16 protein-coding genes are annotated in these 15,707 nt (G+C 68.4%); 6 read left to right on the top strand and 10 right to left on the bottom strand.

Features of this window, described 5'->3' with window-relative positions; translation table 11 throughout:
* Positions 1 to 39 precede the first annotated feature (39 nt).
* The 4 genes from BLV60_RS09430 (at position 40) to mrdA (ending at position 4,676) form a co-directional block, all read left to right on the top strand.
* Positions 40 to 1,083, top strand: a complete 1,044-nt coding sequence (locus BLV60_RS09430) for a rod shape-determining protein (RefSeq protein ID WP_007833435.1) — start codon at positions 40 to 42, stop codon at positions 1,081 to 1,083.
* Between the two features lie 86 nt (positions 1,084 to 1,169).
* A complete protein-coding gene (gene mreC, locus BLV60_RS09435; protein WP_093053541.1) occupies positions 1,170 to 2,132 on the top strand; it encodes a rod shape-determining protein MreC in 963 nt (320 codons plus the stop codon).
* Positions 2,129 to 2,650 (top strand): rod shape-determining protein MreD, encoded by a 522-nt coding sequence (gene mreD, locus BLV60_RS09440; RefSeq protein WP_093053544.1) that lies wholly within the window; start codon positions 2,129 to 2,131, stop codon positions 2,648 to 2,650. Before mreC ends, mreD begins: the two co-directional genes overlap by 4 nt.
* 55 nt (positions 2,651 to 2,705) lie before the next feature.
* Positions 2,706 to 4,676: a penicillin-binding protein 2 gene (mrdA, locus tag BLV60_RS09445; RefSeq protein ID WP_093053547.1), complete on the top strand. Its 1,971-nt coding sequence runs from the start codon at positions 2,706 to 2,708 to the stop codon at positions 4,674 to 4,676.
* Positions 4,677 to 4,683: 7 nt separating this feature from the next.
* Here mrdA and fahA read toward each other — a convergent pair whose 3' ends face one another.
* From fahA to BLV60_RS09475, 6 genes are read right to left on the bottom strand one after another with little or no spacing between them, the layout of a single operon-like run.
* On the bottom strand, positions 4,684 to 5,949 hold the full coding sequence (gene fahA, locus BLV60_RS09450; protein ID WP_093053551.1) for a fumarylacetoacetase: 1,266 nt from the start codon (positions 5,947 to 5,949) through the stop codon (positions 4,684 to 4,686).
* A 22-nt stretch (positions 5,950 to 5,971) separates the two neighbouring features.
* Positions 5,972 to 6,955: a Bug family tripartite tricarboxylate transporter substrate binding protein gene (locus BLV60_RS09455; protein ID WP_093053554.1), complete on the bottom strand. Its 984-nt coding sequence runs from the start codon at positions 6,953 to 6,955 to the stop codon at positions 5,972 to 5,974.
* Positions 6,952 to 8,262 carry a homogentisate 1,2-dioxygenase gene (gene hmgA, locus BLV60_RS09460; protein WP_093053557.1) on the bottom strand — a complete coding sequence of 437 codons (1,311 nt, stop codon included), beginning with the start codon at positions 8,260 to 8,262 and terminating at the stop codon, positions 6,952 to 6,954. The genes BLV60_RS09455 and hmgA overlap by 4 nt, the downstream gene beginning before the upstream one ends.
* Before the next feature lie 48 nt (positions 8,263 to 8,310).
* Positions 8,311 to 8,511: a DUF2783 domain-containing protein gene (locus BLV60_RS09465; protein WP_093054237.1), complete on the bottom strand. Its 201-nt coding sequence runs from the start codon at positions 8,509 to 8,511 to the stop codon at positions 8,311 to 8,313.
* Positions 8,512 to 8,516: 5 nt separating this feature from the next.
* Complete coding sequence (locus tag BLV60_RS09470; RefSeq protein ID WP_093053560.1) at positions 8,517 to 10,154, bottom strand: FAD-dependent oxidoreductase; 1,638 nt, start codon at positions 10,152 to 10,154, stop codon at positions 8,517 to 8,519.
* Positions 10,155 to 10,191: 37 nt separating this feature from the next.
* The gene (locus BLV60_RS09475) at positions 10,192 to 11,151 is read right to left on the bottom strand and encodes an MBL fold metallo-hydrolase (protein WP_093053563.1); all 960 of its coding nucleotides are present in this window, start codon (positions 11,149 to 11,151) and stop codon (positions 10,192 to 10,194) included.
* A 155-nt stretch (positions 11,152 to 11,306) separates the two neighbouring features.
* Between BLV60_RS09475 and BLV60_RS09480 the strand changes: the two genes are divergently transcribed.
* Positions 11,307 to 12,167, top strand: coding sequence for an IclR family transcriptional regulator (locus BLV60_RS09480; RefSeq protein ID WP_093053566.1), 861 nt, complete (start codon positions 11,307 to 11,309; stop codon positions 12,165 to 12,167).
* The gene (locus BLV60_RS09485) at positions 12,164 to 12,916 is read left to right on the top strand and encodes an SIR2 family NAD-dependent protein deacylase (RefSeq protein ID WP_093053570.1); all 753 of its coding nucleotides are present in this window, start codon (positions 12,164 to 12,166) and stop codon (positions 12,914 to 12,916) included. Before BLV60_RS09480 ends, BLV60_RS09485 begins: the two co-directional genes overlap by 4 nt.
* 6 nt (positions 12,917 to 12,922) lie before the next feature.
* Here BLV60_RS09485 and BLV60_RS09490 read toward each other — a convergent pair whose 3' ends face one another.
* The 4 genes from BLV60_RS09490 to BLV60_RS09505 are packed head-to-tail and all read right to left on the bottom strand — an operon-like array spanning position 12,923 to position 15,706.
* Positions 12,923 to 13,144, bottom strand: a complete 222-nt coding sequence (locus BLV60_RS09490) for a hypothetical protein (RefSeq protein WP_093053572.1) — start codon at positions 13,142 to 13,144, stop codon at positions 12,923 to 12,925.
* A gap of 30 nt (positions 13,145 to 13,174) precedes the next feature.
* Positions 13,175 to 13,861 carry an ABC-type transport auxiliary lipoprotein family protein gene (locus BLV60_RS09495; protein ID WP_093053575.1) on the bottom strand — a complete coding sequence of 229 codons (687 nt, stop codon included), beginning with the start codon at positions 13,859 to 13,861 and terminating at the stop codon, positions 13,175 to 13,177.
* Between the two features lie 26 nt (positions 13,862 to 13,887).
* The gene (locus tag BLV60_RS09500; RefSeq protein WP_093053578.1) at positions 13,888 to 14,847 is read right to left on the bottom strand and encodes an MlaD family protein; all 960 of its coding nucleotides are present in this window, start codon (positions 14,845 to 14,847) and stop codon (positions 13,888 to 13,890) included.
* Between the two features lie 16 nt (positions 14,848 to 14,863).
* Positions 14,864 to 15,706 (bottom strand): ABC transporter ATP-binding protein, encoded by an 843-nt coding sequence (locus BLV60_RS09505; RefSeq protein WP_093053581.1) that lies wholly within the window; start codon positions 15,704 to 15,706, stop codon positions 14,864 to 14,866.
* Between the last annotated feature and the right edge of the window lies 1 nt (position 15,707).

Raw genomic sequence — 15,707 nt, forward strand, 5'->3', positions numbered from 1 at the left:
CCTGCCGATGCGCAGGCCGTACTCAGAGGAATTCCGCACATGTTTGGAGCTTTCCGTCGGTATTTTTCCACCGACCTTGCGATCGACCTCGGCACCGCCAACACCCTGATATTTGCCCGTAACAAGGGCATCGTGCTGGACGAACCCTCGGTTGTCGCCATTCGCCACGAAGGTGGCCCCCACGGCAAGAAGGTGATCCAGGCCGTCGGCCGCGAGGCCAAGGCCATGCTGGGCAAGGTGCCCGGCAACATCGAGGCGATCCGCCCGATGAAGGACGGCGTCATTGCCGACTTCGTGATCACCGAGCAGATGATCAAGCAGTTCATCAAGATGGTGCACCCGCGCACGCTGCTCACGCCGAGCCCGCGCATCATCATCTGCGTGCCCTGCGGCTCCACCCAGGTCGAGCGCCGCGCCATCAAGGACGCGGCCGAAGCAGCCGGCGCCACCTCCGTCTACCTCATCGAAGAACCCATGGCCGCGGCCATCGGCGCGGGCCTGCCCGTCAGCGAAGCCTCGGGCTCGATGGTGGTGGACATCGGCGGCGGTACCACCGAAGTGGGCGTCATCAGCCTGGGCGGCATGGTCTACAAGGGCTCGGTGCGCGTCGGCGGCGACCGCTTCGACGAAGCCATCATCAACTACATCCGCCGCAACTACGGCATGCTGATCGGCGAGCCGACGGCCGAAGTCATCAAGAAGAACATCGGCTCGGCCTTCCCGGGCTCCGAAGTCAAGGAAATGGAAGTCAAGGGCCGCAACCTTTCCGAAGGCGTGCCGCGCAGCTTCACCATCAGCAGCAACGAAGTGCTGGAAGCCCTGACCGATCCGCTCAACAACATCGTCTCGGCCGTGAAGAACGCGCTGGAACAGACGCCGCCCGAGCTGGGCGCCGACATCGCCGAGCGCGGCATGATGCTGACCGGCGGCGGCGCGCTGCTGCGCGACCTCGACCGCCTGCTGGCCGAGGAAACCGGCCTGCCGGTGCTGGTGGCCGAAGACCCGCTGACCTGCGTGGTGCGCGGCTGCGGCATTGCGCTGGAGCGCATGGACCGTCTCGGCAGCATCTTCACGAGCGAGTAAAAGGCGAAAGCCATCATCGGCCGGCCTCTGCTTGCGCAGGCCGGCTTTTTGTTATTTGATTCCGCACCACCGCCGGGTCTGAATTCATGCCTCTGGGCACGCTCGATCGCACAGCGCCACCCCTGTTCAACCAGGGGCAGTCGGCGCTCAGCAAGCTGATCTTCTTCGGCGCGCTGTCCCTGTTCCTCATGGTGGCCGATGCGCGCTTTCACATCGTGCAGCCGATCCGCGCGGCCATCGGCGCGGTGCTCTACCCGGTGCAATGGGTGGCGCTGAAGCCGGTGCAGGCCGTGCTGGGGGGCGGGCGCTACCTCGAAGACCTGAAGACCGCGCAGCGCAACGAGGAAGACGCCCGCAAGGCGCTGATGATGCAGGCCGAACGCGCTGCCCAGGCCGACACGCTGCTGCAGGACAACGCCCGCCTGCGCGAGCTGCTCGAACTGCGCCAGACCACGGCCACGCCGGGCCGCGCCGCCGAGGTGCTCTACGACGCGGCCGACCCCTACACCCGCAAGATCGTCATCGACCAGGGCCTGACCCAGGGCGTGGCGCCCGGCTCGCCGGTGATCGACGCGCGCGGCGTGCTCGGCCAGGTCACGCAGGTGCTGCCCTTCACGAGCGAGGTCACGCTGGTGATCGACCGCGATCTTTCCATTCCCGTGCAGAACACCCGCACCGGCGTGCGCAGCGTGGCCTTCGGCGACGCCTCGGCCCACGGCGGCGGGCTGGAGCTGCGCTTCATGGCCGCCAATGCCGACCTGCAGGAGGGCGACCTGCTCTCCACCAGCGGCGTCGACGGCATCTACCCCGCCGGCCTGCCGGTGGCGAAGATCGAGCGTATCGAGCGGCGTGCCGACTCGGCCTTCGCCCGCATCTACTGCGTGCCGCTGGCCCATGTGACGGCCGCGCGCTATGTGCTGGTGCTCGAGCCCACCGGCACGCCGGCCGCGCCGCCGCCTGCCGCGCCCGCCGCCGCCCAGCGCAAGCGGCCTGAAGGCAAGCCCGGCGCGGGCAAGAACGAAAAGAAGCCTGCGGGAGCACGCCCATGATCAAGCGTCCAGGCCAGCAGCAGCTCCTGCTGCCCGTCAGCCCGCTCTTCATGTGGAGCAGCCTCGTGGTGGCGCTGCTGATCAACATGATCCCCATCGGCCGCGCGGTCTGGATGCCCGACCTGCTGGCGCTGGTGATCGTGTTCTGGGGCGTGCACCAGCCCGCGCGCGTGGGCATCGGCGCGGCCTTCGTGTTCGGCTTGTGCATGGACGTGCATCAGTCGTCGATGCTGGGCCAGCATGCGCTGTCCTACACCACGCTGGGCTTCTTCGCGATCACCATCCACCGGCGCCTGCTCTGGTATCCGGTGCTGTCGCAGGCGCTGCAGGTGCTGCCGCTCTTTGCGCTGTCGCAGCTGATCGAGGTCGTCACGCGGATGATCGGCGGTGGCGTGTTCCCGGGGTGGACCGTGCTGATCTCGCCCGCCATCGAGGCTGCGCTGTGGCCGCTGGTCACGGCGTTGTTGCTCGCGCCCCAGCGCCGCACCCCGGAACCGGACGAGAACCGCCCCCTCTAAGCCCTGCCTGCCGCATTTGCCAAAAGCGACTGCACGCGCCTAAGCTCCCACCGCCATGACCGAAATCCGCAACGTCGCCGCCGACCTCGCGCGCTTCAAGCGCCGCGTGATCGTCATTGGCCTGGCGGTGCTCTTCGCGTTCAGCCTGCTGTGCGCGCGGCTGGTGTACCTGCAGGTCACGCGCCACGAAGACCTGGCCGAGCAGGCCGAGAGCAATCGCACGGCCGTGGTGCCGGTGGTGCCCAACCGGGGCCTGATCCTCGACCGCAACGGCATCGTGCTGGCCTCGAACTATTCGGCCTACACGCTGGAGATCACGCCCTCGAAGGTGAACGACGTCGAGGAAACCATCGACAGCCTGACCCAGGTGCTCGAAGTCTCGCCGCGCGACCGCCGCCGCTTCAAGCGCCTGCGCGAAGACTCGCGCAGCTTCGACTCCATTCCGATCCGCACCCGCCTGAGCGACGAAGAGGTGGCGCGCTTCGCGGCCCAGCGCTACCGCTTCCCGGGCGTGGAAATCAAGGCGCGCCTGTTCCGCAACTACCCGCAGGGCGAGCTGGCCTCGCACGTGCTTGGCTACATCGGCCGCATCAACCAGCGCGAGAAGACCGCGATGGAAGACTGGGACGAAGAAGACCAGGCCAACTACAAGGGCACCGACTACATCGGCAAGCTCGGCATCGAGCAGAGCTACGAGAAGACGCTGCACGGCCAGACCGGCGTCGAGCAGATGGAAACCTCGGCGGGCGGCCGCGCCGTGCGTCGCCTGGCCAGCCACCCGGCCACGCCCGGCAACACCGTGATGCTGTCACTCGACATCAAGCTGCAGAAGCTGGTGGAAGACATGTACGGCGACCGGCGCGGCGCGCTGGTGGCCATCGACCCCAAGACCGGCGAGGTGCTGGCCTTCGTGAGCAAGCCCACCTTCGACCCCAACCTGTTCGTCGAAGGCATCGACAACGAAAGCTGGGCGGCGCTGACCGAGTCCCTCGACAAGCCGCTCCTGAACCGCGCCCTGCGCGGCACCTACCCGCCCGGCTCCACCTACAAGCCCTTCATGGCAATGGCGGCCTTGCAAACCGGCAAGCGCGGACCCAACGTGGTGGTGAACGACCCCGGCTACTTCAACTTCGGCGGCCACCGCTTCGGCAGCCCCGAAGGCAACCTGGGCGGCGTCGACATGCGCCGCTCGATCCAGCTGTCGAGCAACATCTACTACTACTCGCTGGCCAACGAGATGGGCGTGGACCTGATCCACGACTTCATGAAGCCATTGGGCTTCGGCCAGATCACCGGCATCGACCTGGGTGGCGAGGTGCGCGGCGTGCTGCCCAGCACCGAGTGGAAGCGCAACACCTACAAGCGTCCCGAGCAAAAGAAGTGGTACGCGGGCGAGACCATCTCGCTGGGCATCGGGCAGGGCTACAACGCCTTCACGATGCTGCAGCTGGCGCAGGCCACGGCCATCGTGGCCGACGGTGGCTTGAAGCACAAGCCGCACCTCGTGCTGGCCACGCGCAACACCGTCAGCGGGCAGGTGGTGCCGCTGCCACAGCCGCCGGCGGAAAACCTCGGCTTCTCGGCCGCCAACGTCGCGGTGGTCCGCGACGGCCTGACCAGCGTGGTCACTGCCGGCACGGCGCGTGGCGTGTTTGCGGGCGCAGCCTACCAGGCAGCCGGCAAGACGGGCACGGCGCAGGCGGTAACGCAGGCGCAGAACACCAAGTACAACGCGCGCGCCCTCGAAGAACACCAGCGCGACCACGCCCTTTTCATGGCCTTCGCGCCCGTGAACGACCCGAAGATCGCCGTGGCCGTGATCGTGGAAAACGCCGGCTGGGGCGCGGGCGCCGCGGCCCCCATCGCGCGCCGGGTGTTCGACTACTGGCTTGCGAACCAGTACCCGAGCGAGGCCGACCTGGCGGCCATCAAGACCGGCAAGGCGACCGCGCCGATCGGCAAGCCGCGCGTGGCAAGTGAAGTGGCGTGGCCGGCGCCTGTGGCGACGCCCGCCACCGCGCCCTGATACCCCTTCAGACCACCGTTCCGCTGACTTCGCCGAGGCCGATGCGCACGGCGCCCGCGCGCTCGCAGTAACCGCGAATGATCAGCGTGTCCCCGTCTTCCAGGAACGTGCGCTTCTCGCCATTCGGCAGCGTGATCGGCTGCTTGCCGCCCAGCGTCAGTTCCATCATCGAGCCGGCCTCGTCGGGCTTCGGGCCCGACAGCGTGCCCGAGCCCAGCAGGTCGCCGGGCTGCAGGTTGCAGCCGTTCACCGTGTGATGAGCGATGAGCTGTGCGGCCGTCCAGTAGGCGGCCTCGGTGGTGTTGCCGCGCGTGAGCAGCGCCGGTGCAACGCCCTCGGCGCGCATCTTCGCGGTCTGCAGCAGCACTTCGAGCGTGATGTCGAGCGCGCCGCTCTCGCGGTTCGATGCCGAGTCGAGATACGGCAGCGGCTGCGGGTCTTCCGCGGGCCGCTCGAACTTCGCACGGAACGGCGCCAGCGCCTCCATCGTCACGATCCACGGCGACAGCGAGCTCGCGAAATTCTTCGAGAGGAAGGGGCCGAGCGGCTGGTACTCCCAGGCTTGCACGTCGCGCGCCGACCAGTCGTTGAGCAGCGTCACACCGAACAGGTGGTCTTCGGCTTCGCCGATGGCAATGGGTTCGCCCTGCGCGTTGCCGCGGCCTACCAGGAAGCCCAGCTCCAGCTCGTAGTCGAGCCGCTTCGAGGGGCCGAAGCTCGGCGATGCGGCGTCGGGCGCCTTGGTCTGGCCCTGTGGGCGCTTGAAGCTCTGACCGCTCACGACGATGGACGAGGCGCGGCCGTGATACCCGATGGGCACCCACTTGTAGTTGGGCAGCAGCGGCTGGTCGGGGCGGAACAGCTTGCCGACGGTGGTCGCGTGATGGATGCCCGTGTAGAAGTCGGTGTAGTCGCCGATGCGGCAGGGCACCGTCATCTCGGCCTTGGCCTGCGCCAGCAGCGCCTTCGACCACGCGGCCTGCTTGTCGCTGCCTTCGGCGAGGCCGGCGGAGATTGCGGCGCGCAGGGCCTGGCGGTCCTTGATGCTGGCGTTCATCAGCACGTTCATGTCGTCGGTGTCGACGAGGCCCGCTGCGCGCAGGTCCAGCACCTGGTCGCCGATGGCGACGCCGATGCGGAAAGCCTCGCTGCTGCCGGCCGTGCGGAAGCGGCCGAGGGGCAGGTTCTGGATCGGGAAGTCGGTGCCGGCTTCATTGGCCGAGGCGACCCAACTGCGCAGCTTCGGGTCATGGGTGGCGTTCAGTGCGGTCATGGATGTCTTTCTGTGAATCGGTTCAGTCTGCGGTCATGCCGGCCTTCTTGGCCACATCGCCCAGGCGCTTGTATTCGGTCTCGGTCAGCGTGGTCAGCTCCTGCGGGGTCGAGCCGCGCGGCGAGAAGCCGGCCTGCGCCAGCTTGGCCTTCACGTCGGGCATGGCAAGCGCTTCGACCAAGGCCTCGTTCAGCGCCTTGACGATCGGCGCCGGCAGCTTCGCCGGGCCGTACACGCCGAACCACGGCTCCAGCGCGTAGCCCTTGAGCCCGGCTTCGGCCATCGTCGGCACGTCGGGCAGCGAAGGCGAGCGCGTGGGGCCCGCCACTGCCAGCGCGCGCAGCTTGCCCGCCTGTATGTGCGGCAGCGAGGCCGGCAGGTTGTCGAACATCACGCCGATGTTGTTGCCCAGCATGTCGGTGATGGCCGGGCCGCTGCCCTTGTAGGCGACGTGCACGAGCTCGGTGCCGGTCATCTGCGCGAACATCACGCCGGCCAGGTTCATCGAGGTGCCGGCGCCCGCGGTGGCGTAGGGCAGGCCGGGGTTCTTCTTCGCGGCGGCAACGAGGTCGGGCACGGTCCTGATGGCCGAGGCGGCCGGCACTTCGAGCACGATGGTCGAGGTGCCCAGCAGGCTGATGGCCGTGAAATCCTTGCGTGGGTCGAAGGCCATCGACTTGTAGATGTGCGGGTTCAGCGCGTTCGTCGAGATGGCGCCGAAGCCGATGGTGTAGCCGTCGGGCGCGGCCTTGGCCACGGCGTCCATGCCGATGTTGCCGCCCGCGCCGCCGCGGTTGTCGATCAGCACCGGCTGGCCCAGCTTCTCCGACACCTTCTGGCCCACGGTGCGCGCCACCAGGTCGGTGGTGCCGCCCGGCGTGTAGGGCACGATGAAGCGGATGGGCTTGGACGGAAAGTCTGCGGCCTGTGCGACGTGCACGAGGAAGGGCGCCGCCAGCAGCGCCACGGCCGCCGCCCGGCGGGTGAGGGTGAATGCGTTCTTCATGCCTTGAACTGGTCCTTCAGTCCCGCCCAGCAGTCCGCGTAGTCGGTGTCCAGCGCAGGGCTCTTCAGCGCGAAGTTCGTCGGAATGAAGCGGTAGCGGCTCTCGAACATGAAGGCCAGCGTGTTGTCCAGCTTGTGCGGCTTCAGGTCGGCGTGCGTGGCCTTGTCGAAGGCTTCCTCGTCGGGGCCGTGCGGCACCATGCAGTTGTGCAGGCTCGCGCCGCCGGGCTTGAAGCCGCCCGGCTTGGCGTCGTACTCGCCCAGCACCAGGCCCATGAACTCGCTCATGAGGTTGCGGTGGAACCATGGCGGGCGGAATGTGTTCTCCATCACCATCCAGCGCGGCGGGAAGATCACGAAGTCGCAATTGGCCGTGCCGGGCGTGTCGCTGGGCGAAGTCAGCACGGTGAAGATCGACGGATCGGGATGGTCGAAGCTGATCGAGCCGATCACCATGAAATGCGCCGTGTCGTACTTCACCGGCGACAGGTTGCCGTGCCAGGCGACCACGTTGAAAGGCGACTGCTTCATCGGCGCCTGCCAGAAGCGGCCGCCGAATTTCTTGACGATTTCGTAGGCGCCTTCTTCCGATTCGAAAGCCGCCACGGGCGCCTGGAAGTCACGCGCGTTGGCCAGGCCGTTCGAGCCGATGGGGCCGAGCTCGGGCAGGCGGAAGTGCGCGCCGTAGTTCTCGCACACGTAGCCGCGCGAGAGCCCGTCGGGCAACGCCACCTTGAAGGCCATGCCGCGCGGCAGCACCGCGATTTCGCCAGGCTTCACGTCGAGCACGCCCAGTTCGGTGGTGATGACGAGGCGGCCCTGCTGCGGCACCAGCAGCATCTCGCCGTCGGCGTTGACGAAGGCGCGGCGCTCCATCGAGCGGCCCGCGAGATACATCAGCGAGCCGATGCCGACCTGCGACTCGGCATCGCCGTTGGCCGCGATGGTGCGCATGCCGTCGACGAAGTCGATGTCGGCCGCGCCGTCCAGCGGCTGCGGATGCCAGCGCAGGGGCTCGGGCGGCAGGGAGATCTCACGGTCGGCGCCGGTCGTCCAGTGCGCCTGCGCGTAGGGCTGGTAGCGGCCCGAGACCACCGAGGGCTGGCGACGGTACAGCCAGGTGCGGCGGTTCTCGTGGCGCGGCGCGGTGAAGGCGGTGCCGGAGATCAGCTCGGTGTACAGGTCGAAGGGCCCGCGCTGCGGGTTGTTGCGGCCCTGGGGCAGGGCGCCGGGCACCGCCTCGGAGGCGTATTCGTTGCCGAAGCCGCTCTGGTAGCGCCGTTCGGAGGCTGGGGTTGCTGGGGTCATGGGCTTCTCTTTCGAAAGTCGCAATGAGGAGGTCGGGATGCGTGCAGCCTAGCCGGCACGCGCCGCCTCGAAGGCTTCGCGCAGCACGGCGAGTGAGCCTACGTGGTTGGCCAGCACGAGCACGAGGCGCGCATTGAAGGCATGGCTTTCCTCGGTGGAAAGCCCTTGATGCGCCTCGATGAGCGCTTCGTAGAAGTCGTCGGGCGCTTCGAGGTTCGGTGCGGTGGTCAGGTGCTGTTGCTGCTGCATGGTGTTCACGCCTTTGCCAGTGCGCGGCCGATGGCTGCGCGGATGTTTGCCGCCGTGGGTTGCCTCCAGCGCGCGCAAACGTGCTGGTCGGGCCGCAGCAGGTAGACGGTGCCGGGCTGCGCGTCGTAGCGCTGGGTGGCGAGTGCGACGTCGGCGCCGCCGCCTTCCACGTGCACCACGTGCAGCGGAAAGTCGCTCGCCTTCAGCGCCTGCAGGCTCCGCTCGGCCGTCTCACCCTGGCCGAACACGAGTGCGGTGAACTGCGAGACATGGCACTCGCGCAGCAGCCAGCCGGTGCTGCCATCGGCGTGCACGACAGGCGCATCGGCCGCCGCGGCGCCCGGCACCATCACACCGGCGAAGGCTTCGGCATCGGCCGTGTTGAGCGGCGAATCGCGCAGCACCGTGGCCACCGACAGCCGCCCGCTGTTGACCAGCGTGCGCGCAAAGGCGTGGCGCTTGGTCAGCTCCAGCACCGCGTCGCGGAAGAGGCGGCTCACCTCGCTCTTGGGCGTGATGAAGTCGGTGGCGCGTGTGGAATTGCGGATGTTCTCGTCGGCCGCGAACTCGCGCTCGCTGGCGTAGCTGTCGAGCAGCGCATCGGGCGCGTCGCCCCGCACCACCGCCGCGAGCTTCCATGCGAGGTTGTCCGCGTCCTGCACACCCGAGTTGGCGCCGCGCGCGCCGAAGGGCGACACGCCGTGCGCCGAGTCGCCCGCGAACAGCACGCGGCCGTGGCGGAAGTGCTCCATGCGCTGGCAGGCGAAGGTGTAGACGCTGGCCCAGCCGATCTGGAACTGCACGCCTTCGAAGCCGATGCTGTCGAGCAGCGCACGCACGCGCGGCGTGATGTTCTCGGGCTTGCGTTCTTCCACCGGGTCGGCGTCCCAGCCGAGCTGGAAGTCCACGCGCCACATGCCGTCGGCCTGCTTGTGCAGCAGCACGCTCTGGCCGGGGTGGAACGAAGGGTCGAACCAGAAGCGCCGCTCGGTGGGCAGGTGCGCGTCCATCGTGATGTCGGCGATCAGGAAGCGGTCGCGGAACACGCGGCCTTTTGCTTCCTGGCCCAGCAGCTGGCGCAGGTTGGAGCGCGAGCCGTCGCAGGCGGCAACGTAGTCCGCGTGCAGCCGGTAGTCGCCCTCGGGCGTCTCCACGGTCAGCACCGCGCCGTCGTCGCGCTGCTCGATGCCCGTGACCTTGCTGTTCCAGCGCAGGTCGATCAGCGGCAGCGTGGCCGCGCGCTCGACGAGGTAGCCCTCGACGTAGTACTGCTGCAGGTTGATGAAGGCCGGGCGCTCGTGGCCGGGCTCGGGCAGCAGGTCGAAGCGGTAGACCTGCTCGTCGTGGAAGAACACCTTGCCCACGTTCCACGACACGCCCTTGTCGACCATGCGGTCGCCGCAGCCGAGGCGGTCGAAGATCTCCAGCGTGCGCTTGGCGAAGCAGATCGCGCGCGATCCGCTTGAGAGGGTGTTGTCGTTGTCGAGCAGCACCACGGGCACCTGCCGCAGCGCAAGGTCGATGGCCAGCGCGAGGCCGACCGGGCCGGCGCCGACGATCACCACCGGGTGGCGGGCGGGCGTGGCCGAGTCCTGGTCAGCGTGGCGGCGATAGTCGAAGCGCAGGCTCTGATAGTCGATCACGTGTTGTCTCCGTGTCTTCTTCTGTCGTCTCGCGCAATCAGCCTTCCAGTGCCTTCCACATCTCGATGTCGCGCTCGGCCGTCCACACGCGCGGGTCGGCATGGCCCGAGGCCTCGTCGTAGGCGCGGCTCACGTCGAAGGGCATGCAGTGGTCGAAGATCACCCACTGGCTGTACTTGGGCTTGAGCTTCTCGTAGGTGTCCTTGTAGACCGCGTTCAGGTCGCGCCCGGCCTTCACGCCCTCTTGCACGCTGGCGTACACGTCGGAGATGAAGTTGCGCGTGCCGGTCAGGCCCTCGGCCACTTCGGCCGGCGTGGTCAGCGCGGCGCCGCGGCCCGGCACCAGCGCGGCGGGCTTCAGGGCGGCGATGTTGTCCAGCGTCTGCGGCCAGTCCTTGAAGTAGGCGTCGCCCGCATACGGCGTGGCACCGAACTCGACCAGGTCGCCCGACAGCAGCGTCTTCTCGCCCGGCAGCCAGACGACGGTGTCGCCCTTGGTGTGGCCGCGGCCGAGCTGGATCAGCTGCACTTCAAGCTTGCCGAGCCACAGCGTCATCTTGCCGGTGAAGGTCATGGTGGGCCAGGTCAGGCCGGGCGGCACTGTCTCGACGTTCTGGAACAGGCGCGGGAAGCGGCCGATTTCGCTGGCCTTGTCTTGTTCGCCGCGCTCGACGATCAGGTCGCGCGTGTCCTGGCTGGCCAGGATGTGTTCGGCACCGTAGCCTGCCGCGCCCAGCACGCGCACCGCGTGGTAGTGCGTGAGCACCACGTACTTGATGGGCTTGTCGGTCACTTCGCGGATGCGGCGCACCACGTCGGCCGCCATGGCGGGGGTGGCCTGGGTGTCGGCTACCAGCACGCAGTCGTCGCCGATGACGATGCCGGTGTTGGGGTCGCCCTCGGCGGTGTAGGCCCAGGCATGTTCGGAGATCTGGCTGAAGGTGATCTTCTTTTCTTCCATGTCGGCCTGGCTGGCGAATTTCTTGGCTTGGCTCATCGGTTGTCTCCGTTGGTAGGGTGGGTGAGGTTGGTTTTGCGATTCGTCTAATCTGAACGAATTCGCGGTGAACGAATTTTCTGCAGTGTAAGCCGCTGATCAGTTAATGTCTAATCCCTTCTTCATGAACGAACGACCAGAAGGCGAGGCCGGCCATGGCAGCCAGTGACACCGACCGCGCCCAGCGCGGCATCCAGAGCATCGAAGTCGGCGGCCAGCTGCTGCGCGCGCTGGTGCACCACGGCCGGCCCATGGCGCTGAAAGACCTGGCGCGGGAAGCCGACATGACGGCCGCCAAGGCGCACCCGTACATGGTCAGCTTCGGGCGCCTGGGCCTGATCGAGCAGGACCGCGCCAGCGGCCACTATCTGCTCGGCCCGCTCGCCTTGCAACTGGGGCTCATCAGCCTGCAGCAGGCCGACCCGGTGCACATTGCCACCCCGCTGATCGCCCAACTGGCCCAGCAGACCGGCCACACCGTGGCGCTGGCCGTGTGGGGCGCGCGCGGCGCGACCATCGTGCGCACGGCCGAATCGCCCTCGCCGGTGCACGTGAACATGCGGCACGGCACGGTGTTCTCGCTGACCAACACGGCCTCGGGCCGTGTGTTCGCAGCCTTCCTCGATGCCGACGCGGTGCGCCAGCTGCTCGAGGACGAGCGCCAGCGCCAGAAGCAGCGCAAGGCCTCCGAGCCCGTTCCGGCCGGCATGCCGCCGGTGCAGCCGCTGCCCTCGTGGAGCGACTTCGAGCGCCAGCTGCAGGAAGTGCGCACGCACGGCATCAGCCGCTCCGACGGCGAGGTCATCGAAGGCGTGAGCGCCATGGCGGCGCCCGTCTTCGACCACACTGGCGCCATCGTGCTGGCCGTGACCGCCATCGGCCCTGCCGGCATCTTCAATACCGCGTGGGACGGCGAAATTTCCCGCGCGCTCAAGGCCTGCGCGGACACCGTGTCGCAACGCCTGGGCGCCACCGCCAACCCGCCTGCCGCGAATCCCCCCAGACCAGAGCGATGACGCCAGTCACACCAGACATCTCTTCTTCTCTTCGCGCAGCCATTGAGCTGCTGAACAATGCCCGGCGCATCGTCGTCTTCTCCGGCGCCGGCCTGTCGCGCGCCTCGGGCATCCCGACCTACCGCGACGCCGACGGCCTGTGGAAGAACCAGAACGCGCTGCAGTTCTCGCATGCCGAAGACCTTCAGCGCGACCCTTCGGGCTTCACGAAATTCTGGGCGCAGCGCCTGTCGCTGATCGAGTCGGCGCAGCCCAACCCGGGCCACACCGCGCTGGCGCTGCTGCAAAGGCTGCGCCCTGCCACCCGGCTGGTCACCCAGAACGTCGACGGCCTGCTGACCCAGGCGGGCGGGCTAGACGTGCTCGAACTCCACGGCTCATTGCGCCGCTGGCGCTGCGACCGCTGTGGCAACCGCAGCGGCCCATGGCCCTTTCACCGCTGCCTGCGCTGCGGCTCGCACGCGCGGCCCGACGTGGTGATGTTCGGCGAGATGCTGAACGAAGGCGTGCTGCTCGATGCGCAGGTGGCCGCGCAGGAGTGCGATCTGTTCATGGTGGTCGGCAGCACGACCATCGTCTACCCGGCGGCCGAGCTGCCGCAGACCGCGCTGGCGCATGGCGCGCGGCTCATCGCGCTCAACCTGGAGCCGCTGCCGCACCTGGACGAGGCCGCGACCGTGGTGCTGCGCGGCGCCTCGGAAGACCTGCTGCCACAGCTGCTGGCAGCCTTGCCAGGCCTCAGGGGCTGAGGGCGATCAGCCCTTCTTGCCGCCCAGCAGCACCAGCGCTCCGCCCACCACGATCACGGCCACGCTGGCCCAGGTGGGGAAGTTGACCGTCTGCTTCTCCTTCATCGAGAACTCCAGCGGGCCGAGCTTGGCCTCGTGGGTTTCCTTGGTGAAGCTGAAGCTGCCGAGGCCCAGGGCGGCGATGCCGGCCACGATCAGCAGGATGCCGACGATGCGTGTTGCGTTCATGGGGTCGATCCTCCGTCCGTTGAATGGCTGCTATTGCCGGGGTTGCTGCGGTGTCTGCTGTTGCAACTGGTCCACCCATTGCACCACCTCGGCCATCGCGGCATCGCTGGCCGAGATCAGTGCCTTCACGCCGCCGGGGGCGTCGGCGCTGGAAGCAGGGCGGCGCACGGTGAAAGTGCGCTGGCCGAGCACGCGGTCACCGGCGGGCGCGCTGCGGACCAGCGTGGCGCGCAGGCGCACCAGGCCCACGCTGGCGCTGGCCGAATCGAAGTAGTGGCTGAACTCGTCGAGCGAGATGCGCAGCGTGTCGGGCGTCTCGCCCCGGCTGCGCGAGATGGTGGCGCTTTCTTCGGGGCCGAGCACGGTGCGGCGCTCCGACAGCGTGTCGCGCAGCCGTTGGCGCAGCAGCTGCGCGGGCGGCAGGCTCCAGCGCGACTGGCCGTAGGGGCGCAGCTCGTTGGCGTCGGCGTACCCCAGCCGGTAGAGGATCTGCGTGCCGTCCAGGCGGGAGTTGCTGTCGAACTCGGCCAGCGCCAGCGTGGGAAGGGTGGCCGCGGCAGGCGCAGCGGCAGCAGCAGGCGCCGTCAGGCCGGGGCCGAAGTCGTACAGCGTGGTGCGTGCGGGCTTGTCCGGCAGCGCACCGCAGCCTGCGACCAGCAGCGCGGCGCCGAGCGCGATGGCGGCCGGGTTCATCAAGGAGCGAATGGCGTTCTTCATGGTGGGTGGTCCTCCCTGGATGCTGCTCAGGGCCGCGTCGCAGCGGGCGCGCTGAACCCCGGCTCGCCCGGGCCCGCGACTGCGCCGCCGTTGCCGAACAGCAGCGATTGCGGGTTGTCGTTGATGTTGTCCGCCGCGCGGCCCAGCCGGCGCACGGCGTGCGAGGTGTCGTCGGCCACGCGGTTCACGCGCGGCAGCGTCGCCGCGTTGAACGAATCGACCGCCTGCGCCAGCGCCTTGGTGCCGTCGCTCAGCCGCTCGACCGGGCCGTCGGGCGCGTTCAGCCGGCCCACGGTGGTGTTGAAGTTGGTGGCCACGCGCGAGACGTCGCCGGCCGCCTTCTTCACCGAGGCCAGCGTGTCGGGCAGCTTCGTCAGTGCGGGATTCAGTCCGGTCTTCACCGTGTTGTCGAGCGTCTTGAGCAGCGTGTTGGCGCTGGACGAGGCGGCCGCGATGTTCTCCAGCGCTTCGGCCGCGCGCTTCTGGTTGGGGTCGCTCAGCAGCTGGTTGGCGCGCTTCGTCACTTCCTCGACCTGGTTGATGATGGCCTCGCCGCGGTCCTGCAGCTGCGCCAGCATCGATGGCTTGAGCGGAATGCGCGGCGGGTTGTCGTCGTCCGGCTTCAGCGACACCGTCGACTCGCCCTTGTCGTCCAGGGCGATGAAGGCCAGGCCGGTCACGCCCTGGTAGCTCAGCGTGGCAAAGCTGGAGGTGGTGAGCGGCACGCGCTCGTCGACCGTGATGCGCACGCGCACATTGCCTTTCACCTTGGGGTCGAAGTCGATCGACGCCACCTTGCCCACCGCGATGCCGCGGTAGCGCACCATCGCCTGCGGCTGCAGGCCGCTGACGGCGTCGCGCGTGGACAGCTCGTAGATGTTGCGCACGGTGTTGTCGCGCGTGAACCAGATCACCAGCCCGACGAGCGCGGCGATCAGGCCGAGCACGAAGGCGCCGGCGGCGAGGGCGTGGGCCTTGTTTTCCATGGTGGCTACCTACCTTTCAGCGGCCCGCCTCGGCGGCGGGCTGCGACGGAGATTGTTCGGCGGGCTTGTCGTGCAGAGCCTCCAGGGCGCGCTGGCCGCGCCCGCCGAGAAAGTATTCGTGGATGAAGGGATGCGGGTACGCGATGACTTCGCGTGCCGCGCCGGTGACGATCACCTTCTGGTCGGCCAGCACCGCGATGCGGGTGCTCAGGTCGAACAGTGTGTCCAGGTCGTGCGTGACCATCACCACCGTGAGGCCCAGCTCGCGGTGCAGGCCGCGCAGCAGGTCGCAGAAACTGTCGGACGCCTCGGGGTCGAGGCCGGCCGTGGGCTCGTCGAGCAGCAGCAGCGGCGGGTCCATGATGAGCGCGCGCGCCAGCGCCACGCGCTTGATCATGCCACCCGAGAGGTCCGACGGGCTCTTGTTCGCATGCTGCGGGCCGAGGCCCACCATCTGCAGCTTCACCAGCGCCGCGTGGCGGATCAGCTCGTCGGGCAGCAGCTTCAGCTCGCGCAGCGGAAAGGCGATGTTCTCCAGCACGCTGAAGGCCGAGAACAACGCGCCGTGCTGGAACAGCATGCCCACGTTGGCCGCGCCCGATGCGCTGAGCTCGCCAGGCTCCTGGCCCAGCACCTCGACGTGGCCGCGCGTGGGTTTCTCGAGCCCGAGGATCTGGCGCAACAGCACCGTCTTGCCGGTGCCCGAGCCGCCGACCAGCGACAGCACCTCGCCACGGTCGATGTGCAGTTGCAGGTCGCGGTGCACCACTTGTTCGCCGTCGGGACTCTGGAACACCGTCCACAGGCCGCGGATGTCCACCACGGTGGTGTAGGTGTCGGAGCGTACGGGCATGCTCATG

Source organism: Variovorax sp. YR634, assembly GCF_900106655.1.
Lineage (GTDB): Bacteria > Pseudomonadota > Gammaproteobacteria > Burkholderiales > Burkholderiaceae_C > Variovorax.